14 protein-coding genes and 1 pseudogene are annotated in these 23,104 nt (G+C 56.6%); 12 read left to right on the top strand and 3 right to left on the bottom strand.

The features are described from left to right. Positions 1 to 5: 5 nt before the first annotated feature. Entirely contained in the window at positions 6 to 2,552 is a 2,547-nt protein-coding gene (mgtA, locus tag DFG60_RS09345) for a magnesium-translocating P-type ATPase (protein ID WP_157964516.1), read from the bottom strand. Positions 2,553 to 2,756: 204 nt separating this feature from the next. On the opposite strand from mgtA, the gene DFG60_RS09340 reads away from it, so the two are divergent. From DFG60_RS09340 to DFG60_RS09290, 10 genes and pseudogenes are all read left to right on the top strand, one after another. Further along, entirely contained in the window at positions 2,757 to 3,770 is a 1,014-nt protein-coding gene (locus tag DFG60_RS09340; RefSeq protein ID WP_114571496.1) for a LacI family DNA-binding transcriptional regulator, read from the top strand. A 189-nt stretch (positions 3,771 to 3,959) separates the two neighbouring features. After that, positions 3,960 to 5,264 carry an ABC transporter substrate-binding protein gene (locus DFG60_RS09335; protein ID WP_114571495.1) on the top strand — a complete coding sequence of 435 codons (1,305 nt, stop codon included), beginning with the start codon at positions 3,960 to 3,962 and terminating at the stop codon, positions 5,262 to 5,264. 65 nt (positions 5,265 to 5,329) lie between these two features. Then, positions 5,330 to 6,229 carry a carbohydrate ABC transporter permease gene (locus tag DFG60_RS09330; RefSeq protein WP_114571536.1) on the top strand — a complete coding sequence of 300 codons (900 nt, stop codon included), beginning with the start codon at positions 5,330 to 5,332 and terminating at the stop codon, positions 6,227 to 6,229. Between the two features lie 3 nt (positions 6,230 to 6,232). Next, positions 6,233 to 7,153 carry a carbohydrate ABC transporter permease gene (locus DFG60_RS09325; protein WP_114571494.1) on the top strand — a complete coding sequence of 307 codons (921 nt, stop codon included), beginning with the start codon at positions 6,233 to 6,235 and terminating at the stop codon, positions 7,151 to 7,153. Between the two features lie 21 nt (positions 7,154 to 7,174). Beyond that, positions 7,175 to 8,521: a GH1 family beta-glucosidase gene (locus DFG60_RS09320; protein ID WP_114571493.1), complete on the top strand. Its 1,347-nt coding sequence runs from the start codon at positions 7,175 to 7,177 to the stop codon at positions 8,519 to 8,521. 80 nt (positions 8,522 to 8,601) lie between these two features. Beyond that, on the top strand, positions 8,602 to 10,983 hold the full coding sequence (locus tag DFG60_RS09315; RefSeq protein ID WP_114571492.1) for a carbohydrate binding domain-containing protein: 2,382 nt from the start codon (positions 8,602 to 8,604) through the stop codon (positions 10,981 to 10,983). A gap of 181 nt (positions 10,984 to 11,164) precedes the next feature. Beyond that, positions 11,165 to 12,889 carry an ABC transporter ATP-binding protein gene (locus DFG60_RS09310; RefSeq protein WP_114571491.1) on the top strand — a complete coding sequence of 575 codons (1,725 nt, stop codon included), beginning with the start codon at positions 11,165 to 11,167 and terminating at the stop codon, positions 12,887 to 12,889. After that, positions 12,886 to 14,745: pseudogene (locus DFG60_RS09305) on the top strand (ABC transporter ATP-binding protein). The gene DFG60_RS09310 and the pseudogene DFG60_RS09305 overlap by 4 nt, the downstream one beginning before the upstream one ends. Before the next feature lie 190 nt (positions 14,746 to 14,935). Then, positions 14,936 to 16,747 (top strand): mechanosensitive ion channel, encoded by a 1,812-nt coding sequence (locus DFG60_RS09300; protein WP_114571490.1) that lies wholly within the window; start codon positions 14,936 to 14,938, stop codon positions 16,745 to 16,747. A 257-nt stretch (positions 16,748 to 17,004) separates the two neighbouring features. Next, on the top strand, positions 17,005 to 18,393 hold the full coding sequence (locus tag DFG60_RS09290; protein WP_114571488.1) for an amino acid permease: 1,389 nt from the start codon (positions 17,005 to 17,007) through the stop codon (positions 18,391 to 18,393). Between the two features lie 33 nt (positions 18,394 to 18,426). Here the strand turns inward: DFG60_RS09290 and DFG60_RS09285 are convergent, their stop codons facing one another. Both DFG60_RS09285 and DFG60_RS09280 read right to left on the bottom strand, forming a co-directional pair. After that, a complete protein-coding gene (locus tag DFG60_RS09285; RefSeq protein ID WP_114571487.1) occupies positions 18,427 to 18,879 on the bottom strand; it encodes an NUDIX hydrolase in 453 nt (150 codons plus the stop codon). Beyond that, positions 18,876 to 19,964: a nitric oxide synthase oxygenase gene (locus DFG60_RS09280; protein ID WP_114571486.1), complete on the bottom strand. Its 1,089-nt coding sequence runs from the start codon at positions 19,962 to 19,964 to the stop codon at positions 18,876 to 18,878. The genes DFG60_RS09285 and DFG60_RS09280 overlap by 4 nt, the downstream gene beginning before the upstream one ends. Before the next feature lie 186 nt (positions 19,965 to 20,150). On the opposite strand from DFG60_RS09280, the gene DFG60_RS09275 reads away from it, so the two are divergent. Both DFG60_RS09275 and DFG60_RS09270 read left to right on the top strand, forming a co-directional pair. Next, positions 20,151 to 22,088, top strand: a complete 1,938-nt coding sequence (locus DFG60_RS09275) for an Ig-like domain-containing protein (protein ID WP_198661575.1) — start codon at positions 20,151 to 20,153, stop codon at positions 22,086 to 22,088. A 106-nt stretch (positions 22,089 to 22,194) separates the two neighbouring features. Then, entirely contained in the window at positions 22,195 to 23,037 is an 843-nt protein-coding gene (locus DFG60_RS09270) for a YihY/virulence factor BrkB family protein (RefSeq protein ID WP_114571484.1), read from the top strand. The last annotated feature ends 67 nt before the right edge of the window (positions 23,038 to 23,104 follow it).

Genomic DNA, 23,104 nt, shown 5'->3' with positions numbered 1-23,104 from the left:
GGACTTTAATCCCGCTGTCTCGTTTCATGTCCAGTGCTGTATGAACGTGTCGACACCTTCTTGAAGAAGTAATGCTTTCCGATCTCCGTCATGATGACATAGCCGCCGAGGAGACCGAACAAGGAGAGGATGACAGGCAGGCGGACCGGTTCGAGCCGCAAAATCGTATAGACGGGCAGGTAGGGAAGGAGCAGCGTAAGCAAAAAGATGATGATGGTCGAATAAAGGAGCGGACGTGCAGGACGGCTTTTGTAGAACGGTTTACGTGTCCGCATGACGAGGAGCAGCAGGAGCTCAGTCAGAACTGAGAAAGTGAACCAGGCACTCTGGAAGGTCGCATCGTATGCCTTGAAGAAAAAGAAGAGGACGGCGAACGTCAGATAGTCGAAGACGGAGCTGATGAGACCGAAGACGATCATGAAGCGCTGAATCTCCTTGATGTCCCAGCGCCGCGGTGTCTCGAGTATCTCCTCGTCGACGGCATCGCTCGCGATCGTGATGGCTGGGAAATCGCTTAGAAAATTGATCATCAGAATCTGCTTCGGCAGGAGAGGCAGGAACGGGAGGAACAGTGAGACGCCGACCATGCTGAACATATTTCCGAAGTTTGCGCTCGTCGTGATCATGATGTACTTGAGCGTATTTGCGAACGTCGTCCGGCCGAGAATGATTCCCCGGTTCAACACATCGAGATTTTTCTCGAGCAGGACGAAGTCGGCCGACTCCTTCGCGACGTCGACGGCGGTGTCGACGGAGATGCTGACGTCCGCGGCATGCAGGGCGGGGACGTCATTGATGCCGTCGCCGAGGTAACCGACGACGTGACCGTTCTTCTTGAACGCGAGCAGGATTCGCTCCTTCTGGTTCGGATCGACCTCGGCGAAGACGTTCGTCGTCTCGACATTGTACCAGAGCGCTTCATCGTTCATCTTGATCAAGTCGCCGCCGGTCAGGACGCCCTTGACGTCGAGTCCGACGGCTTTCGCAGTGTGCAGGGCGACGAGCTTGTTGTCGCCGCTGATGACGCAGAGCGAGACACCGCTTCGCGCGAGGGCTGCGATCGTCTCGTCGGCGTCCTCCTTCGGCTGGTCCGAGAACAGAAGGAAGCCTTGAAACGTCAAGTCCGCCTCGTCGGCCGTCGTATAATCGTTCTTCAGACCGACCGTTTTCGATGCGACGCCGAGGACGCGAATCCCTTCGTTGCCCCAAGCCGTGTACCGGGCTTCGAGCACCGCGCTTTCCGCCAGATCGATCGGGCGGATTCCGTCATTGGCGGCGATGTGGCTGCAGGCTGACAGTATGGGGTGGAAGGCTCCCTTCGTGATCAGTGTCAATACACCCTCCTCCTCGACGACGAGGCTGAGCCGCTTGCGCGTGAAGTCGAACGGAATCTCCTCGCGCTTCGTCACGCCCCTCAAGTCGAGTGGGCGCTCCGCGACGATCGTCTTGTCAAGTGAGTTCGCGAGGGCGTTCTGAAGGGAGGCGTTGATGAAAGCGAGGCGGAAGACGGAATCGGAAGGACGTCCGTCTGAATCGAGAGCTCCGCTCAAGCGGACGACACCTTCCGTCAGCGTGCCCGTCTTATCCGTGCAGAGGATGTCCATGCTCCCGAAGTTCTCGATTGAATTCAGGCGTCTGACGATCACCCCTTCCTTCGCCATCATACGCGATCCGTTCGAGAGGGTGATGCTGACGATGGCAGAGAGGAGTTGCGGCGTCAGGCCGACGGCGACGGCGACGGAGAAGAGAAGAGCATCGATGACGGGGCGATCGACGAAGATGTTGATCGCGAAGACAGCAAGGGTCAGGATGAGCATCATCCGCGTGAGCAAATAGCCGAAATGGCGAAGGCCGGACTCGAATTCCGTCTCCGGTGGTCGAAGTTGCAGTTTTTCCGCAATCTGACCGAATACGGTCGTTCTTCCTGTTTGAAGGGCGATCATGACAGCATTGCCGCTATGGACGTTCGTTCCGGTGAAGACGCAGTTCGTCCGTTCCTCGACACTGGAAGAAGCGGGCAGGATGCCGGCAGATTTTTGGGAGAGGAGTGACTCTCCGGTCAGGATCGACTGGTTGACGTAGAAGTCCGTGCTCGAGAGAATCAGACCGTCAGCAGGGATGAGACTGCCGATTGAGAGGAGGACGATGTCGCCGGGGACGACATCGCTCGAAGGGACGTCCTTCTCGCTCCCATTCCTCAACACATGCGACTTCGTCTGGACCTTCGCCCGCAACTCCTCAATCGCACGGCTTGCCCTGTGTTCCTGAAAGAAGCTGAGCGTTGCGCTTGCGAGGATGATGACGAAGATGATCGTCGCGTCGATCCATTCACCTGTCCCGGCCGAGATGAGCGTCGCGATGAGGAGGATGACGATGATCGGGTTCTTGAATTGACTGAGTAGCAGAGAGAGACGTGTCGTCCGCTTTTGCTCCCGGATGATATTCGCTCCATAAGTCTGCAGACGCGAGGCGGCCTCCTCCTCCGTCAGACCGGAGCGGCGGGTGCCAAGTTGTTCCACGACTTGATCGGCAGGCATGCTCCAGTAGTCCATCCTCATCACTCCTTTGCTTTGAAGGGAAATGCTTCATCTACCCTATACCCTGTTTCGGAAGGGACGGAATATGTCGATTCCGTGAAGAGGAAAAAAGAAACAGCATTTTTTAGGAAGCGGTTTCAAAAAAAGGTTGATTCCTCGGAGGAGAACTTCTATACTAAATTTATCGAAAGCGCTTTCGATGAAATGGGGTTCAATGAAATGGGTACGATATACGACTTAGCGAAAGTGACTGGATTTTCAATCACGACAGTTTCAAAGGCGCTCAACAACTATTCGGATGTCAGTGAGAAGACGAGGGCGAAAATCCTTCAGGCCGCTTCTGATATGGGATACTTGCCAAACGCGCACGCGCAGTCGCTGTCGACGAAAAAGTCTTGGACGATCGGCGTCATGTTCGCGGAAGCGAACGAAGTAGGGATGAAGCATCCATTCTTCAATGCCATCATCGAGAGCTTCCGTCAAGCGACCGAGCAGCAAGGATATGATTTGATCTTCGCGTCACGCAATCTCAGAAACCGTGACATGAGCTATCTCGAGCACTTCAAGCACCGGGCGGTCGACGGTATCGTCGTCATCTGCTCGGACCAGATGGATGAACAGGTCCAGACACTGATTCGGAGCTCGATTCCAATCGTCGTCGTCGACATGGACACGGAGAACTGCAGCGTCGTCTTTTCCGACAACATCGCAGGCGGAAGGCTCGCTGTCGACTATCTGTATGGCCTTGGGCACCGCAAAATCGCTCATATCGCAGGTGACGGAACGACAGACGCGGGACTTGCACGCGTCGACGGCTTCAAGCAGGCGATGGCGAGACTTTCGTTGCCGACACCGGACGGCTACATCGTCGATGGAGGATTCTTCTCAGTCGACGGCGGAAAGACTGCGATGCGGCGCTTGCTCGCGCTCGAAGATCGTCCGACTGCCGTGTTCGCGGCAGGGGACCAGATGGCGATCGGTGCGATCGAAGCGATCCATGAAGCGGGTCTGAAAGTGCCGGAAGACATCTCGGTCATCGGATATGATGATATCGAGATGGTCAAGTACATCACACCGAAGTTGACGACGATCCGCCAAGATACGGACGCAATCGGGAAGAAGGCCGCTGACGTCCTGATCGAGCAGATCGAACAGAAGAAACGGACGGCTGTGACAGAAGTGATTCCGGTCGAGTTGATCGTCCGAGATTCCTGCGCGCCGCTCGCAAGATGAAATAAGATTTCGAAATCGCTCTCGCACTTGATTGCGATGAGGAGCGAGAGCGGTTTCGAAATGAACCAATCCCACCGAATATAATATTCGGCTCTTTTTTCGAAAGTTTCCGAAAGCGCTTTCGATATTTTCGGAAAGCATTAACAAGGTTCACGACATCATCAAAACATACGAAAAGGATGGTAACCCATGCGAAAAAAACTAATTAGCGTAATGACGGTCGGCACGCTTGCTGCCGGTGTACTTAGCGGATGTTCAGACAGTTCAGGTTCAACTGAGAAGAAGGACGACGTCCTCAAAATCTGGTCGTTCACGGACGAGCTGAAGAAACCGATCACGAAATTCGAAGAGAAGAACGGTGTCAAAGTCGAGCTGACGATCGTTCCGATCGCCGATTATCCGACGAAGCTGAAACCAGCACTCGAGAGCGGTGTCGGTGCACCTGATATCTTCACAGGTGAGATCGCCTTCTTGAAGCAATGGGTCGATGCAGGCTACTGGGCGAACCTGTCTGACGACAAGTTCGGTGCAGACAAAATCAAGGACAACTATATCCCGTACGTCTATGACCTCGGTAAGGACAAGGACGGAAACGTTCGTGCACTCTCATGGCAGACGACTCCAGGCGGCGTCTACTACAAGCGTAGCCTCGCGAAGGAAGTACTCGGTACGGATGACCCGAAAGAAGTCGGCAGCATGATGAGTTCGATGGACGGCGTCTTCGAAGTCGCTGAAAAGATGAAGCAAAAAGGCTACAAGATGTTCCCGGATGAAGGCTCGATCCGCTGGTTCTCGCAAGGCGCTAACCCGCAACCATGGGTCAACGAAAACCAAGAGCTCGTCCTGACGCAAGAGAAGAAGGACTACATGGATTACGCGAAGGAACTGCGTGCGAAACAATACACGGCGCTCGCTCCTGAATGGTCACCTTCTTGGTTCGAAGGCATGGACAAGCCGATCAAGGTCAAGGAAAACGGCAAGCAGACGGAGACGCAAGTCTTCTCGTACGTCCTTCCGACTTGGGGACTGCACAGCGTCCTCAAAGAGAACGCGAAGACGACGGCAGGCGACTGGGCTGTCACGAGCGGTCCAAGCCCGTACTTCTGGGGCGGAACGTGGTTAGGTGTCTACAAGGATTCGAAGAAGCAGAAGCTCGCGTATGACTTCGTCAAGATGATGACACAAGACGACGAGTTCTTGACTGACTGGGCGAAAGAGACAGGCGACGTCCTTGCTTACACGCCAGTTACGGACAAGATCAAATCTGACTTCAGCGATGAGTTCCTCGGCGGACAGAACAACTATGAGTTCTTCCTCGACCAAGCAGAAAAAATCACTCCTGGTATCGTCACGAAGTACGACCAACAGCTTGATACGCTCTACGGCGCATCGGTCCTTCAATATGTAGAAGGCAAGAAGTCGAAGGATGAAGCGATCGAAGAGTTCTATAAGAAAGTCAAGAACGCATACCCAGACATCAAGGTTAACAACTAAGCAATTTTGACAGGTGGCAGGCAGCATTCTGTCTGCCACCTTGTTTCATGAAAGGAGCATCACTCGTGAAAAAACTAGACCGCTATGGCTATGTATTCATTGCGCCGTTCTGGGTCGTCTTCTTGACGTTCAGCATCTACCCTGTTCTTTTGACGCTCTACTACAGCTTCACGAACTACTCGGGAGCGGAAGGGGAGCAGATCGTCGGACTCGCCAACTATACCCGCCTCCTCGGAGACAGCTACTTCATCGAGGCATTCTTCAACACGATCAAGATCTGGGGCGTCAACTTCGCGTTGCAGATCGGCGGAGCTCTCATGCTCGCCCTCCTGTTCTCAGATTTGCAGCTCAAGCTGAAGGGTCTCGCTTTCTTCCGGGCCTTCTTCTACCTGCCGAACCTGATCACTATCAGCTCGGTCGCGCTGTTGTTCGGCATCCTGCTCGACTGGCAGCATGGATCGCTCAACATGATGTTGCTCAAGGTCGGATTGATCGATGAGCCGATCAGCTGGTTGACACAACCGGTGACGGCCCAGCTTTCCGCTTCGCTCATCCTGACATGGATGTGGTTCGGCCACTCGTTCATCGTCGTCATGGCCGGTGTTTCCGGCATCTCGAAGGATTACTTCGAGGCGGCTTTGATCGACGGGGCGACTCGTTGGCAGATTTTCTCACGTATCACGTTGCCGCTTTTGAAACCGATTCTCCTCTACATCATGATCACGTCACTGATCGGTGGTCTCCAGCTGTTCGATCTGCCGATGCTCCTGACGGATGGACTCGGATCACCGGACGGCGCACTGAACACGATGGTGCTCTATCTCTACAACCAAGCATTCAAGTACAACAACTACGGCTATGCGGCAGCTGTCGCATACGGACTGTTCATCATCACGCTTGTCTTTTCGATCGTCATCTTCAAAGGGATGTTCCGAAAAGAGCAGGCGGAAAAGAAGGGGGCTTGACCGATGGAACAAAACGCAGAAGCACGGCGCCTCGTCCCGCAGACTGAGGAGCCGAAGCGCCAACTACGACGTCCGGAACAACCGACGCCGCCAGCAGAGAAACGCGCTTGGTTCGGCAAAGGCGTCATCTACACCGGGCTGATCGTCCTGACGATCATCTGTTTCATTCCCTTCCTGATGATGCTGACGAACGCGACCCGTTCGAACGAAGAAGTCCTATCCGGCTTCTCGCTCTTGCCAGGGACGTCGCTCGCAGAGAACTACGCTGTCCTGAGCGACTATGTCAACATCTGGTCCGGCTTCAAGAACAGCTTGATCATTTCGGTGCTCGTGACGCTCCTGTCAGGATATTTCTCAGCACTGACGGCGTTCGGGTTCGCCTTCTATCAATTCAAAGGAAAGAACGCCCTGTTCGTCTTCATGCTCGTCATGATGATGGTTCCGGGACAACTCGGTCTGATCGGGTTCTATGAGCTCAGCAAGAACCTCGGCCTGCTCGACAGCTTCATCCCGCTGATCGTCCCTGCGATCGCGAGCCCGTTCGTCGTCTTCTTCGTCCGGCAGTACATCCAGACGGTGATGCACCCGAGCTTGCTCGAGGCGGCGCGAATCGACGGCGCGAGTGAATGGCGGATCTTCCACACGATCGCGCTTCCGATGATGATGCCTGCGATCGCGACGATGTCGATCTTTACGTTCATCGGATCGTGGAACAACTACCTGATGCCACTCGTCCTGCTCTTCTCACCGGAGAAGTACACGCTGCCTGTCCTGATGGGCTTCCTGAAGGGATCACAAGTCGCAGAGAACCTCGGCTCGCTCTATCTCGGTATCGCGATTTCGGTCGTGCCGATCATGATCGCGTTCCTGTTCCTCTCGAAGTACATCGTCAGCAGCATCTCGGCTGGTGCCGTCAAAGAATAATACACAAAGGGGTAATGGATTATGCAATTCAACAAGGATTTCGTCTTCGGGACGGCCACTTCATCCTATCAAATCGAAGGTGCGCACGCCGAAGACGGACGGACACCTTCCATCTGGGACATGTTCTGCGACACGGACGGCAAAGTGTTCGAGAAGCACAACGGAGACGTCGCATGTGATCATTACCATCGTTATGAGGAAGATATCGCGCACATCAAGAAGCTCGGCGTCGACACGTACCGCTTCTCGATCGCCTGGCCGCGCATCTTCCCGGCGAAGGGCGAGTACAATCCGGCAGGGATGGCCTTCTATAAGAAGCTCGCGCTTCGCCTCCGCGAAGAGGGCATCAAGCCGGCCGTGACGATCTACCATTGGGATCTTCCGATGTGGGCGCACGAGGAAGGCGGATGGGTCAATCGCGAATCAGTCGACTGGTTCCTCGACTTCGCCCGCGTCTGCTTCGAAGAGCTCGACGAGGTCGTCGACTCATGGATCACGCACAATGAGCCATGGTGCGCCGGATTCCTCGGCTATCACCTCGGGCAGCACGCACCGGGACACACGGACCTGAACGAAGCGGTCCGCGCCGTCCACCACATCCTGCTGTCGCACGGCAAGGCGGTCGAGCTGCTCAAAGGCGAGTTCGCATCAAGCACGCCGATCGGCATCACGCTCAACCTGTCGCCGGTCTATGCGAAGACGGATTCCGCGAACGATCAGATCGCCCGGAACAACTCGGACGGTTACTCGAATCGCTGGTTCCTCGACCCGGTCTTCAAGGGCCAATACCCGGTCGATATGATGAACCTGTTCTCGAAATACGTCCACTCGTTCGACTTCATCCACGCGGGCGACCTCGAGACGATTTCGACGAAATGCGACTTCTTCGGCATCAACTTCTACAGCCGCGGCATCGTCGAGTTCAGCGCGGCGAGCGACTTCCTCTACAAGGGTGCTTACTCGGACTATGACAAGACGGGCATGGGCTGGGACATCGCGCCGAACGAGTTCAAGGATCTGATCCGCCGCCTGCGCGCAGAGTACACGGACCTCCCGATCTACATCACGGAGAACGGGGCGGCATTCGACGACGTGCTCGAAGACGGTCGCGTCCACGACCAGAACCGGATCGACTACGTCAACATGCACCTGCAGGCCGTCTCCGACCTGAACGAAGAAGGCATGAACATTCAAGGGTACTACCTCTGGTCGCTGCTCGACAACTTCGAATGGAGTTTCGGCTACGACAAGCGTTTCGGCATCATCTATATCGATTTCGACTCGCAGGAGCGCATCTGGAAGGACAGCGCGTACTTTTACGCGGATGTCATCTCGAAGCACAAGAAAGCAATCGAACAACAGGCGTGACTCACAAGACAGGCAAGGCTAAAACCGTTTTGAACCGGTTCGGTCCTTGCCTGTCTTTTTGAAAAGGGAGGAATAATGAGATGAAGAAAATCGCAGCGATTTTGGTCGGGACAGGTCTTGTCCTGTCGACGCAACAAGCGGACGCGGCAAAGGACGATGATGGCGCGAAGAAGGCGAAATGGGCGCTCGTCTGGTCGGACGAGTTCGACAAAGGAAAGATCGACCCTACGAAGTGGGACCATGACCTGGGGAACTGGATCATCGACGGGAACGGCAACCCGGTCGCGCCAGGTTGGGGGAACAACGAGAAACAATATTATACGGACGCGAAGGATAACTCGTTCGTGCGCGACGGCAAGCTCGTCATCCAGGCGAAGAAGGAACAGATCTCGGATTCGCTCGGTGCGTATGACTATACGTCGGCGAAGCTGAAGACGAAAGGGCTCTTCAGCAAGACATACGGCCGCTATGAGATCAAGGCGAAACTGCCGGCTGGAAAAGGCCTCTGGCCGGCCTTCTGGATGTTGCCGGAAGAGGATCGCTACGGTGCGTGGGCATCTTCGGGTGAGATCGACGTGATGGAGGCGTGGGGCAGCAAGCCGGACCGTGTCGCCGGCACGATCCACTACGGCGAGAACTGGCCGAACAACAAATACACAGGCAAGGAATACCACTTCCCGGAAGGCAGTACGATCAAGGACTGGCACACCTATGCCGTCGAGTGGGAGCCGGGAGAGTTGAGATGGTATGTCGACGGCAACCTCTACCAGACGCAGAACGACTGGTACTCGAAAGGGTTGAACACGGCGACGAACTACAGCTATCCGGCGCCGTTCGACCAGAACTTCTACCTCGTCATGAACCTTGCCGTCGGTGGCTGGTTCGACGGGGAGACCGACGCATCGACGCCGTTCCCGGCGGAGATGGAAGTCGAGTACGTCCGGGTGTACGACCTGAAGAACGGGAAGTACCGCGAACCGGTCGAGCCGACGTACGAGCCGCTTCCGTTGCCTGACGGAGCGAAGCAGCCGCAGGACGGAAACCTGATCTATGATACGAACTACCTCGAGCCGATCACGCGTGTAGACCAGAACGGCCAATCGCTCGATCCAACGTACTGGAACTTCCTCCAGTTGCCGGACTTCGGCGGCAAAGGGGACGTCAATGTCAAGGAGACGGACAGCGGGCGCGTTGCGCACGTGACGATCGAAGAGCCGGGAAGTTACTCCTACTCGCTCCAGATGATCCAGCAGCTCGCGCTTGCGCAAGGTGGGCGATACCGTGTCAGCTTTGACGCGAACTCCGACGCTGAGCGTCAGATGGTGGTCAAGGTCGGCGCTGGGGCGGAGCGGGGCTATACGAAATACTCGAACGAGGAAAACATCCGTCTGACGGCTGAACGCCAATCGTACGCCTTCACGTTCGACATGACCGGTGAGACGGACCTCGCAGCCCGTCTCGAATTCAACCTCGGAAACGGCGGGCGTTCGCCTGTCGAGATCAGCAACGTCCGCGTCGAGCAGATTCCGCGCGGTGAAATCGACGAGAACGCAACGAAACCGGCACTCGGAGACGGCAACCTCGTCTACAACGGGACGTTCGACCAAGGGGCGATGGATCGTCTGACCTACTGGCAATTCGACGGCAGGTTGTCGAAGTCGCTCGGGACGGTCGACGACTTGCGCCAGTTCACTTACACGGCGAGAGGCAAGAAGGGGTTGACGTCGACGTTGACACAACGCGGCGTCCAGTTGAAGGAAGGAGGGCAATACGTCCTTCGCTTCGAGGCGAAGTCGGATGGCCCGGCGCTCAAGGTAGCGCTCCGGAATGAGGAAGGGGACGTCGACTATCTCGCGGCGCAGCCCGTGGCATTGAAGCGGCAGATGACGACGTTCGAAGTTCCGTTTACGATGACGAACGGGACGGACCTGCTCAGCCAACTCGTCTTCGAGTTCGAATCAGGCAAAGGGACCGTGTCGCTTGACGCCGTCGAGCTGATCGACGTGACGCCGGTCATCGCCGACCCGAATCCGCTGAAGAACGGATCGTTCGAAGATGGGTTGGCAGCATGGGGACAATACGTCCACTATGACGCGCAAGCCGTGATCGAAGCGGTCGAAGGCGCGGCACGGATCCAGATCGGACAGGAAGGACAGGAACGCTGGAGCGTCCTGCTCGAACAGGGCGGGCTCGAGCTCAAGAAAGGGAAGACCTACGAACTGTCGTTCCGCGCAAGCTCGACTGTCGCACGGGACATCGAAGTGACGATCGAGAACGCGGTCTACTCTCGTTATCTCAGCGAGAAGGTGGAACTCGGGCAGGCGGATCAGACGTTCCGCTTCGAATGGACGATGCCGCAAGACGATCAGACTGGTCTGAAATTCCTGCTCGGCAAATCGGACGAATCTCCGCTCGGGGCGCACGAAATCAAAATCGATGATGTCGTCCTGCGTTTGAAATGAATCGGGATCCCTTCGCTTGCGGAGGGGTTTTTTATATGGAAAAAATCTAAAAGGCATATGTGCTTATTCACATCATTTGAGCGTTGACTTCAGGGGAGGGGAGGCGTAGCTTAGGTCATATAGGAAACCATCTCTGGTCGCGCGGCGAAGTGATGGTTCACTGAAAAAGGAGGTAATGGATATGCTCAAACTGCTCAAGCGGCTCGGTGTCTACAAGACGGCGGTCCTCGCCGTCGTCCTGCTCGTCTTTCTTCAATCTATGGCGGATCTTTATCTGCCGACGCTGATGGCGGACATCATCGACAATGGCGTCGTCACGGGCGACACCCCTTACATCTGGAAGATTGGCGGTATCATGCTCGGAGTCACGGCGCTCGGGGCGATTGCCTCCGTCATCGCGAGCTATTACTCGTCGAAGGCGGCGATGGGACTCGGGCGTGATATCCGGCGCAGCGTCTTCAACCATGTCGAACGCTTCTCGCTCCAGGAGTTCGACCAGGTCGGGACGGCGTCGCTGATCACGCGGACGACGAACGACATCACGCAAGTCCAACAGGTCGTCATCATGCTGCTCCGGATGGTCGTCAGCGCCCCGATCATGTTCGTCGGCGGTCTGATCATGGCCGTCTCGAAGGATGCGAAGCTGTCGCTCGTCATCGTCGTCGCGATGCCGTTCCTCGTTGGGGCGATCCTGCTCATCTTCTGGAAGGGGATGCCGCTGTTCGCTGAGGTGCAGAAACGCCTCGACCGGCTCAATCTCGTGCTCCGGGAGAATTTGACCGGCGTCCGCGTCATCCGCGCCTTCAACCGGGAACGCGAGGAGAAGGTGCGCCTGAACAAGGCGAACCGGGAGTTGACCGACGTCTCGATCCGCGTCAACAAGGTGATGGCCGGCATGATGCCGGTCATGATGCTCGTGATGAACCTGACAGTCGTCGGGGTCATCTGGTTCGGCGGCATGCGGATCGACAGCGGCGCGATGCAGATCGGCGATTTGATGGCGTTCATTCAGTACGTCATGCAGATCATGTTCGCGCTCGTCATGGCCTCTGTCATGTTCGTCATGGTGCCGCGCGCAGCGGTATCGGCGAGACGGATCAATGAAGTGCTTGAGATGGAGCCGACGATGCAGGACGAAGGAGTGAGGAAAGCGGATCGCGAGCGGGGGACGCTCGTGTTCGACCGGGTGACGTTCCGCTATCCCGGTGCCGAGGAACCAGTCCTGTCCGACGTCTCGTTCTCGGCGAAGGCCGGCGAGGTGACGGCGATCATCGGGGGGACGGGCTCTGGCAAGTCGACGCTCGTCAATCTGATTCCGCGCTTCTACGATGTCTCGGAAGGACGGATTCGCGTCAACGGGGTCGAGATAAGTGACATGCCGCAAGAGGAGCTGCGTTCGAAGCTCGGATTCGTCCCGCAGAAAGCGCTCTTGTTCACGGGCAGCATCGCGGACAACATCCGCTTTGGCAAGGAGAATGCGACGATCGAGGAAATCGAGCATGCCGCGCGCGTCGCGCAGGCAGAGGAATTCATCCTCGGATTGCCCGGGAAATACGAATCAATCGTCGAGCAGGGCGGGTCGAACTTGTCAGGGGGACAGAAGCAACGGCTGTCGATCGCCCGCGCCCTTGTGCGCAAGCCGGACATCTATGTCTTCGACGACAGTTTCTCCGCGCTCGACTTCAAGACGGACGCCGCGCTGCGCAAAGCATTGCGGAGCGAGACGGAACAAGCGACGGTCATGATCGTCGCCCAGCGCGTCAGCACCGTCCTCGACGCGGACCGGATCATCGTCCTTGAGGACGGGAAGGTCGCAGGGGTCGGCACGCATGATCAGCTGCTCGAGGACAACGCGGTGTACCGCGAGATCGTCGAATCGCAACTGTCTGAGGAGGAGATCGCATGACGAACCAGAAACAGCCGGTGCGACCGGCAGGCGGACCCGGACATCCAGGCGGAGGAAACATGATGATGATGGGCGAGAAGCCGAAGGACTTCAAAGGGACGTTCCGTCGCCTGTTGCGCTATTTACGGCCGCGCAAGCAAGCGCTAACCGCCGTCCTGCTCGCTGCCATCCTCAGCACCGTCTTCATGATCGCCGGACCGAAGATCATGGGGATCGCGATCACGGAGCTGTTCGAGGGCGCGTTCGCGAAGTTCCGTGGCGTTCCAGGCGCAGCGATCGACTTCGAGCGGATCGGGAACATCCTGCTTTTGCTCGCAGGACTCTACCTCGTCAGCAGCCTGTTCAACTATGTCCAGCAATACATCATGTCGGGCGTCGCGCAGAAGACGGTCTACGACTTGCGCGAGGACGTCAATCTGAAGCTCGAGAAGCTGCCGCTCAAGTATTATGACGGCAAAGCGAAGGGGGAGACGCTCAGCCGGGTGACGAACGACATCGACACGATCGGTTCGACGCTTCAGCAGAGCGTCACCCAATTCATCACGTCGTTCGTGACGATCATCGGGATCCTGATCATGATGCTGTCGATCAGTCCGGTCCTGACGCTGATCTCTCTCGTGTCGCTTCCGGTGTCGATCTTCGCCATCCGTCCCATCCTGAAACGTTCGCAGAAGTATTTCGCGGACCAGCAGCGCACGCTCGGCGAATTGAACGGTCACATCGAGGAGATGTATACGGGTCACCCGGTCGTCAAGGCGTTCGGCCGGGAACGCCGTGCCGTCGAGCAGTTCGATGCGGTGAACGAGGAGCTGTATGAGGCAGGGCGCAAGGCACAGTTCATCTCAGGCATCATCATGCCGATGATGTTCTTCATCGGAAACATCAGCTACGTCCTGATCAGCGTCGTCGGAGGGATCCTCGTGACGCAGCGTGCGATCTCGATCGGGGACATCCAGGCATTCATCACCTATACGCGTCAGTTCACGCAACCGATCACGCAAACCGCCAATATCGCGAACGTCATCCAATCTACGGTCGCAGCGGCCGAGCGCGTCTTCGAGCTGCTCGACGAACAGGAGGAGGTCGCGGAGGTGACGACGGCGCGGCTCGAGAGCGCGAAAGGTGCCGTCACGTTCGAACATGTCGATTTCGGCTATGGAGAGGAGCTGCTGATCCGTGACATGGACATCTCGGTCGAACCGGGACAGACGGTCGCGATCGTCGGACCGACCGGCGCCGGCAAGACGACGCTGATCAACCTGCTGATGCGCTTCTATGAATTGAACGGCGGCGTCATCAGGATCGACGGTCTCGACAGCCGCAAGATGTCGCGGGAGGACCTGCGGACGACGTTCGGGATGGTGTTGCAGGACACGTGGCTGTTCAACGGGACGATCCGCGACAACATCGTCTACGGCAAACCGTCAGCGACGGAAGAGGAAATCATCGCGGCTTCCTCGGCCGCGTACGCGGACCACTTCATCCGGACGCTTCCGGAAGGATATGACACCGTCCTGAATGAGGAGGCGTCGAACATCTCACAAGGCCAGAAGCAACTCCTGACGATCGCCCGGGCGATCCTCGCCGATCCGCCGATCATGATTCTCGACGAGGCGACGTCGAGCGTCGACACACGGACCGAGATCCAGATCCAGTAGGCGATGCACCGGCTGATGGAAGGGCGGACGAGCTTCGTCATCGCACACCGCCTGTCGACGATCAAGGACGCGGATTTGATCCTCGTCATGGATAAGGGGGCGGTCGTCGAGCAGGGGACGCACATGGCACTGCTCGAGGCGGACGGCTTCTATGCCGAACTCTACAATAGCCAGTTCTCGGACAAGGAAGCGGTCTGAGGGAAGGACCAGGAAACGGAACTATCCGGGACCTGGTCTTTTCGGTTGGAGCAGGATGTTGCCGTGTTTTTCCTGAAATAAGCTGAAACTGACTGCGAATCCTCCGTTTACCATTTTCTGATGAAGGGGATTATCTAAATGTCTGAAATATTTCTCTATCATCTTAAAAACGATAAAGGAGCGTGACCAAATGCGAAATTGGTGGAATGGGACTACGATCGACACTGGAGGCATCCTGAACGATGTGGGAAATCTCCTGCTCGCGATCGTCGTCTTCCTGATCGGCTGGCTTGTCGCGAAGCTGATCGCGAACGGTATCCAAAAGGCACTCGAGAAGTCGGGAGTCGTGCACAAGCTGTCACCCCAAAAGGAGGGCGCACCGCCTCCGAAGAAAAAGAAGTGGACGCCTGAGAAAATCATTGCGACTGTCATCTTCTGGATTTTGATGATCTTCGTCTTGATTCTCGTCTTCAACATTCTGAACCTTGCCATCATCGCAGGTCCGCTTGCGGACACGATGGAAACGCTGCTCGGTGCGATCCCGAACATCCTGCAGGCAGGCCTCATCCTGTTGCTTGCTTACATCCTTGCAGTCGTACTGCGTGCGGTGATCGTCAAGCTCGGCAACAAGCTGATGCAGTCGGAACGTGTGCGTTCAAGCAAATTCATGAAGGATCAACAAGGGATGACCCAGTATCCTAAAATCGCAGGGGACATCGTCTTTTACCTGATCCTCCTCATGTTCCTGCCGGGCGTACTCGGCGCACTTAACATCGAGAGCGTCTCGGAACCGTTCAGCGGATTGCTCTCATCGTTCCTCGCTTTCATCCCGCGTCTGATCGCGGCGGCATTGATCTTCATCATCGGTTATATCGTCGCGAAGATCGTCCGCGACATCGTCACGAACTTCCTGCACGCAATCGGCACGGACAAGTTCCTTGCCCGCTTCAACGTCAGCGCGGAGGATAAGGAGGATTCGAAATCGATCTCATCGATCATCGGGACCGTCGTCTTCATCCTCATCCTGATTCCGGTCACGATTTCGGCACTCGATCAGCTGAACATCAAAGGAATCTCGCAACCGGCGATCAACATGCTCAACGATGTCCTCGGTATGATTCCGAATATCGTCGTCGGGGTTCTGTTGATTCTCGTCGGGGTCTATGTCGGCCGCTTCGTCAAGAAGTTCGTCACGGATCTGTTGTCCCGACTCGGTTTCAACAATCTGACGAAGCATCTCAAAATCGGTAACTGGGATGCGAAGCAATCGTCGATCTCCCCATCTTCACTCGTCGGTTCGCTTGTTGAGATCGTCATCATCGTCCTGTTCGTCGTCGAAGCCTTCAACCTGATCGGACTCGACTTCATGGTCGACCTTGGGCGGGCTGTCCTTGCGTTCCTGCCGATCGTCCTGACGGCGATCGTCATCCTCGCAGTCGGTATCATCGTCGCGAACCTCGTCAAACGGATGATGGACGGATTGTTCGGTCATTCTGAACTGAGTATTCTCAGCAACGTCGCGAAATATGCGATCCTCGCTCTTACCGTCTTCATGGCACTCGGACAACTCGGTGTCGCGGCGACGATCGTAAATGCAGCGTTCGTACTGATTCTTGGTGCAGTCGCCCTCGCATTCGGTCTTGCCTTCGGTCTTGGCGGACGCGACAATGCATCGCGTTATCTCGACAAACTTGAGAAGAAGGCAGAAGCAACGGAAGTCAACACAGTGAACCTGCCGAAGTCGACTCCGTCGATGCCTAAACAGGACTTGAAATCGGCAGCGAAGGGCGCAGCCCAGAAAGCGGCTGACGATGTGACGCCGGACAGCAAACCGTCGTCTTCGACCGGTTCTTCCGAGACGACGCACGGTACGCCAAAAGGCGCGTTGCCGGAGAACGACCTGGCTCAAAAGGATGATTATCCACTCAAGCCGGACGCACCACAGGAAGGACCGAACCTCGATCATCCGATGGATCGTCCGGATGACTTGAATCGTCCTTGATGTGAATTGAACAAGCGCAGAACCTTCGTCTTCGGACGGAGGTTTTGCTGTATCAGGAGATGAGAGCGTTTGCCCGATGCTTCACCGCATGTATGCATATATGCGTTGGGGTGAGAAACAAAAAATAGGAGAACTCTTTGTGAATAAACACAGACGACCTTGGCTGAAAAAGCAACGGGTCTTTGTTATGATGAAGAAGTTAATCGAACAATGGTTCGAATATTCAGAAAAAAGAGAAAGTTCGGGTGAAGAAGAGTATGAGTTTATTGCGTAAGAAAGATGTCAGCGTCATGTTGGACGCTGGAAGCCATTCGAAGCTCGCGCGTCATTTGTCAGGGATCGACCTCGTGCTCCTCGGAATCGGAGCGATCATCGGGACGGGGATTTTCGTCCTGACAGGAACAGGAGCACTTTACGCCGGTCCTGCCTTGCCGGTCTCATTCATCATTTCGGCGATCGTCTGTGCGCTCGCTGCCCTCTGTTACGCTGAGTTCTCCTCCATGATTCCAGTCTCAGGGAGCGTCTATACGTACACATACGCGACGCTCGGGGAACTGATCGCCTGGATCATCGGCTGGGATCTCCTCCTTGAATACGGTCTCGCGGCAAGTGCCGTCGCGACGGGGTGGTCAGGCTACTTCCAGTCGCTGCTCGCAGGATTCGGTCTTGAATTGCCGAAGATCCTGACGGCTGCCCCTGGTGCTGTTCCGGGGGAGACGACCTACTTCAACCTGCCGGCGTTTGCCGTCTTGATGGTCATCACGCTCCTGTTGTCTCGCGGCATCAAGGAGACGAAGCGCATCAACAACATCATGGTGCTCGTCAAGGTGGCGGTCGTCATCCTGTTCATCGTCGTCGGCATCTGGTACGTCGAGCCGGGTAACTATCAGCCATTCGCACCGTTCGGCGTAAGCGGTATCCTGCAGGCGTCAGCCATTGCCTTCTTCGCCTATCTTGGATTCGACGCCGTCACATCGGCTGCTGAAGAGGTCAAGGATCCGGGCCGCAACTTGCCGATCGGTATCCTCGGGTCGCTAGCGATCGTCACTGTCCTCTACGTCATCGTCTCCGCCATCATGGTCGGTATCGTGCCGTTCAAACAGTTCGAAGGTGTCGACAGCCCGGTCTCGCTCGCATTGAAAGTCGCCGGTCAGGACTGGGTCGCAGGTTTCGTCGACCTTGGAGCGATCGTCGGGATGACGACGGTCATCCTCGTCATGACGTACGGCTTGATTCGCCTCCTGTTCGCGATGAGCCGTGACGGTCTCCTTCCGGCCGTCTTCTCCGACGTCGATGAGAAGACGCACACGCCGGTCAAGGCGACGTGGATCCTCGGCACGATCGCAGCACTCCTCGCTGGCTTCGTACCGCTCGGGACGCTCGCTGAGCTGATCAACATCGGGACGCTCGCCGCGTTCGCTCTGATTTCGGTCGCGATCATCATCCTGCGTAAGACGCAGCCGGACATGAAACGGGTCTTCAAAGTGCCGTTCGTTCCGGTCCTGCCGATCCTGTCGGTGCTCGCGTGCTTCCTGTTGATGACGAACCTCGCCGGTTTCACGTGGATCGCTTTCTTCATCTGGACCGGCATCGGTCTCTTGATCTACTTCGGCTACGGTCGCAGACGTTCGAATCTTCATCAATGATATTGGATAGTAGGAAGGCGCTGTGCGGAATCATCATTCCGCCAGCGCCTTTTTGTAGTCTTCGATGAAACGTTCGTGCGATCCGATCATGTCCGGCGGCAATGCGTCGAGCGGGAAGTAATCGAGCCGCAGGCTTTCGTCGCTTGCTTGAAGCATACCTGTCGCATGAGAGGCGACGTAGGCGAGCGTGACGCTCTGGAAGACGTCGCCGTTCCTGAGCGTCGTGACATAATTCGGACCCGAGTAGGCGCCGAGCAACCTCAATTCTCCGGCGTCGAGCCCGGTCTCCTCGAACAGTTCGCGCCGAGCGGTCTCTTCCGGGGACTCGGCCCATTCCATCAAGCCGCCCGGCAGTCCATATCGTCCGAGCGGTTCGGTCCGTTGCTCGAGCAGGATCTGTCCGTCTTTGATCACGAGGACGACGGATCCGACGAGGATGAGCGGGTCGTTGCCGATTTTTTCGCGGATGGTCGCCACATAGTTCATGTCCGTTCACCTGCCATGCTGAACGGACAGCGAACCGGTACCGCCTCGCGCGGAAAGAAGTTCGGCCGTTTCGTCTCATTCGAATAGTCCTTGTGGAACATATGCGTCGAGGCACCGCTGATCGGCGGGACGAGCCAGGCCCATTCGCCGGTCACGTCCCGGCCGCAGGCGTTCTCGTTCTTCTCGAAACGGGCGAATTGCCTTGCTGCCGTATGGTGATCGACGATCGTGATACCGGCGCGCTCGAACGAGTCGAGGACAGCTCCATTCAGTTCGATCAGGGCACGGTCCTTCCAGAGTGTCCGGTCCTTCGACGTGTTGAGCCCTAGACTTCGCGCGACAGTGGGCAACAGGTCATAGCGGTCTGCGTCCGCGAGATTGCGGGCACCGATCTCCGTCCCCATGTACCAGCCATTGAACGGGGCGCACGGATAACGGATGCCGCCGATTTCGAGGATCATGTCGCTGATCATCGGAACGGCATACCATTTGATCTTTGTTCCTCCGAACAGGTCGTGTTCCGGGTGAATGATGTCGACTTCTAAAACGAGCTCTTCCGGTATCTCGTGCAGTGAGCGGACGCCATCGATCTCGATCACGAGCGGCAGGACGTCGAAGTCCGTCCGTGCTCCGCGCCAGCCGAGCGATTCACATAGTTCCGTCAAAGCGAGCGATGCCGGATCGCCGATTACACCTTCCTCAGATTCGTAGCCGGCATAACGGATGAGCTGGTGGTTGAGCAGATGGACAGTCTCAGGAAGGACGGTCAGCGTCGAGCGGATTCGTCCGCCGTTCGTCGCATATTCGATGTGCGAGAGGAGGACGTCAATGACATCTTCCCGCGTCGCGGCGTCACGTGCGTCGATGACGTGAAGTTGCTCCCACGCGAGGCGGCCGATGCAGCGGTTGCTGTTGCGCCAGGCGAGCTTCGCACCGTAAGTGAGTTCCTCTTCCGTCTGTCTGTAGGTCCCGGTCCGTTCGATTTCCCGGATGACTTCACTGATGCGATTGGCAATACCTTCGAGACCGAGTTCTTCATAATAGGTGTTGAGGAATTGTTCTGCTTCGCTTCGGATGTTGCTCACATGATTACGCCCTTTCTACTTCTTCGGCACGGTTCTTCTCTTCTGCTAGTGTACCGGCCCTCTGTGACCGATGCCAGCCTGAAGAAGCGGAACTTTTAAAAAAATGAAGCCTTCCTTAAAAACTCTTCAAATGAAATCCATTTTTTCCGATATAGAAGGAAAGGAACACGGAAGGCGGTGGGGAAGATGAGACGGATGGCGGCATTGCTCGTCAGCGGTGCACTGGTGCTTGGAGGATTTCAATATAGCGCGTCAGCTGAACAGCCATTTCGAACGAGTGTGACCGGAAAGGCGTCGGACATTCCCCTCGTCAAGCCGGCGGGTGTCGCGGCACGTCTTGTCGACAGCCGGTCTGCCCTTCAGACGGTCACGCTTCAAAGCGTGAAGCGCGGAAGCAAAGCGACCGAGGTGATCTTGGCTTATGCGAGCGACCGGAGCGCAAACAAGGACCGCTATCTCGGAATCGAGTTCTACCGGTATGCGCGCGGCGCGTTCAAACTCGTCGGCACGACGCGCGTCGATTCGCTCGGCGTCCGCGAAAGGAGCTATCGAAAAACGATTTCGAATGCGGATTTTGCGAACCATGAGCTGTACGTCAGGGTAGGCGTTTTCGCGAGAAATACGGATGGCTCCTACACACGGTCGGCCGTGTTCAAGCTCCGGAACGGTACTCCGGCCGTCCCGGCCGGCAACCGCTATACGATCATCACCAACACGTCGACAGACGGGGAGCGGAAACAGCCGCTCGGCATGAACGTCCTGTCAGAAAGCAGGCAGAAGCCTTATAAGCGGGATATCAACTTCCGGCTCGGTCAGGCGCTACTGCAAAAACGGACCGCAGCCGGCTTCCGTAAGCAGTCGTTCTCGCCGCCGAAGCCCGGGTCAAGCCGTATCTTCACAGTCATGAACATCAAGACGAACACGTTCTCCTCGATTGAGCCGGTGTTGCGATACAGCGGAAGGAAGGCGAACGTCTGGGTCGACCAAAACCAGGTGACGCCTGAGCAGGCGGAGAAAATCGGGCACGAGTTCGACGACCGGATCGAGCCGGCTGTGACGACCCATTTCGGTCAGAGCTCTGACATCGATCGGGACGGGAAGACGAACATCCTGCTCTACGACATACAGGACGGCTTCGCAGGATCAGGCGGATATGTCGCCGGCTACTTCTGGCCGGGGGACTTGATTCCGAACCTCGAAGGATCGAATCGGGGCGAAGTGTTCTACATCGACACCTATCCTGCGATGGGGATGTTGACGAAAAGGGATGTCACGTCCGCCTATTCGACGCTCGCTCACGAGTTTCAGCATATGGTCAACTTCAACGAGAACGTCTTCAAGGAGCAGGGGAGCGAGATGTCGCTCTGGCTCGACGAGGCGCTCGCGATGGCGGCGGAGCAAGTCTACACGGGCAGACCGCTCGATGAACGGATCAATTACTACAACACGTCTGACGCGATCACGTCAGGACACTCCCTCTTGTACTGGGACGGCGGGAACGACACGCTGTCGAACTACGCGCTGTCCTATCTGTTCGGCCAGTACATCCGTGGACAGGCGGGCGGCATGGCGGGCCTGTATGGTGAAATCATCGGACGACCGGAAAACGATTACCGGGCGGTCGAGGCAGTGCTCGCGAAACGGACGGGAAGAACGATTCCGTTCGGCGATATCATGGCGAATTTTCGCGCTGCCCTTTTCCTGAACGGAAAGGCAGGACGCTACAGCTTCAACGGGACTTTATTCAATGAAGCACTCACGCAAAAAATTCATCGCGGAACGACCGCGTCGCTTCGTGGCGGAGGTGCGGTCGTCGTACAGTCGACGGAACCGATCAAGCAGATGAACGGCGCACTCGACTACCGCACGTTCGACATCGATCCGCCGGCTCAGCCGGTCGCTGCCCGGGTCACGACCCGGACGGTCCGTGTCACCGGAAAGGCGGAGGCGGGAACGGTCGTCCGTCTCTATCGTTCAGGTCGGCTGCTCGGGAAGGCGACGGCTTCACGGGATGGTACGTACAGTATCCCAATCGCGAAACAGAAGAAGGCGACACGCCTCGTCCTCTATGCAGTGGATGATGCGAAACAAGAGAGCGAACGGCGCGTGATCGCCGTGAGGTGACGGGCAGCGGACAAGCTGCCCGTCTCTGTTTGCCGCTTCGCTTGTTTAACGAGTTCAAATGAACGGGAACAAGAAAATACGCACCACAGAAAGCGAGGTATACTGAATGTCGCTCATCAAACCTGTCTTTGCCCGATTCTTCAACGAACAGTTCTTTGATAAATCGGCGCAGTTGGCCTATTATCTTATGTTATCCATGTTTCCGTTCCTGCTTTTCGTAGTCGAACTCGTCAGCTTCCTTCCTTATTCGTCTGAGGACGTCTTGCGCCTGATACGGCCGTTCGCGCCGGCAGAGACGTACGCGTTGATCGAGGAGGGCATCATCACCGTCTTCGACAAGGAAGGACTGAGCGTTGCATCGCTCAGCTTCGTCGCTGCGTTCTGGCTCGCCTCGATGTCGGTCCAGTCGCTTGTCCGTTCGCTCAACGATGCGCTCGAAGTCGTCCGGAAGGCACCATTCTGGCGGGGCTTGCTCCAGGATTTCGCCTTCACGCTCGGACTGATGGTCATCTTGCCGCTGTCCCTGCTCGTCCCCGTCAGCGAGAAGCTCGCGCGGAGATTCGTCGCGCATTTCAGTCTGATCGCGGACACGCTCGCGCAGATATCGAACATCTGGTTCGTCTTTCGCTGGGGACTCGGTTCGCTGTTTCTCTTCGCGTTCTTCATCCTGTTGTACCGGATCCTTCCGAGCGTCCGCCTGACGATCCGCCAAGTCATGCCTGGCGCCTTGTTCGCGACGGTCGCCTGGCAGGGGGTATCGGAGTTGTTCTCCTACTACGCGGAGTTCGGAAGCTATGACCGGCTCTACGGTCAGCTCGGCGGAATCATCGTCCTGATGACCTGGTTCTATCTGTCTGCCGTCGTATTGATGCTCGGCGGTCTGCTGAACGCGGAACGTATGCGGCAGAAGCATGAGAAGAAGGTATTGAAGCCGGAAAAGGTGAAATGAGAGAGGGCATCTTTTTAGGAAAAAGAGTGTGATTTATGTTACTGTAACGGTATTGTTCGAATGAAGA

The organism is Exiguobacterium flavidum (assembly GCF_003344535.1).
GTDB lineage: Bacteria > Bacillota > Bacilli > Exiguobacteriales > Exiguobacteriaceae > Exiguobacterium_A > Exiguobacterium_A flavidum.
Note: the sequence above shows the minus strand (reverse complement) of the source record. Positions and strands in the feature narration are given on the sequence as shown.

Bases quoted from the DNA above. Each gene is read 5' to 3' on its own strand.
- DFG60_RS09320 (WP_114571493.1), top strand. From the start codon at position 7,175: ATGCAATTCAACAAGGATTTCGTCTTCGGGACGGCCACTTCATCCTAT.
- DFG60_RS09285 (WP_114571487.1), bottom strand. From the start codon at position 18,879: ATGAACTATGTGGCGACCATCCGCGAAAAAATCGGCAACGACCCGCTC.
- DFG60_RS09270 (WP_114571484.1), top strand. From the start codon at position 22,195: ATGTCGCTCATCAAACCTGTCTTTGCCCGATTCTTCAACGAACAGTTC.
- DFG60_RS09300 (WP_114571490.1), top strand. From the start codon at position 14,936: ATGCGAAATTGGTGGAATGGGACTACGATCGACACTGGAGGCATCCTG.
- DFG60_RS09340 (WP_114571496.1), top strand. From the start codon at position 2,757: ATGGGTACGATATACGACTTAGCGAAAGTGACTGGATTTTCAATCACG.
- DFG60_RS09290 (WP_114571488.1), top strand. From the start codon at position 17,005: ATGAGTTTATTGCGTAAGAAAGATGTCAGCGTCATGTTGGACGCTGGA.
- mgtA (WP_157964516.1), bottom strand. From the start codon at position 2,552: ATGGACTACTGGAGCATGCCTGCCGATCAAGTCGTGGAACAACTTGGC.
- DFG60_RS09335 (WP_114571495.1), top strand. From the start codon at position 3,960: ATGCGAAAAAAACTAATTAGCGTAATGACGGTCGGCACGCTTGCTGCC.
- DFG60_RS09275 (WP_198661575.1), top strand. From the start codon at position 20,151: ATGAGACGGATGGCGGCATTGCTCGTCAGCGGTGCACTGGTGCTTGGA.
- DFG60_RS09310 (WP_114571491.1), top strand. From the start codon at position 11,165: ATGCTCAAACTGCTCAAGCGGCTCGGTGTCTACAAGACGGCGGTCCTC.
- DFG60_RS09325 (WP_114571494.1), top strand. From the start codon at position 6,233: ATGGAACAAAACGCAGAAGCACGGCGCCTCGTCCCGCAGACTGAGGAG.
- DFG60_RS09315 (WP_114571492.1), top strand. From the start codon at position 8,602: ATGAAGAAAATCGCAGCGATTTTGGTCGGGACAGGTCTTGTCCTGTCG.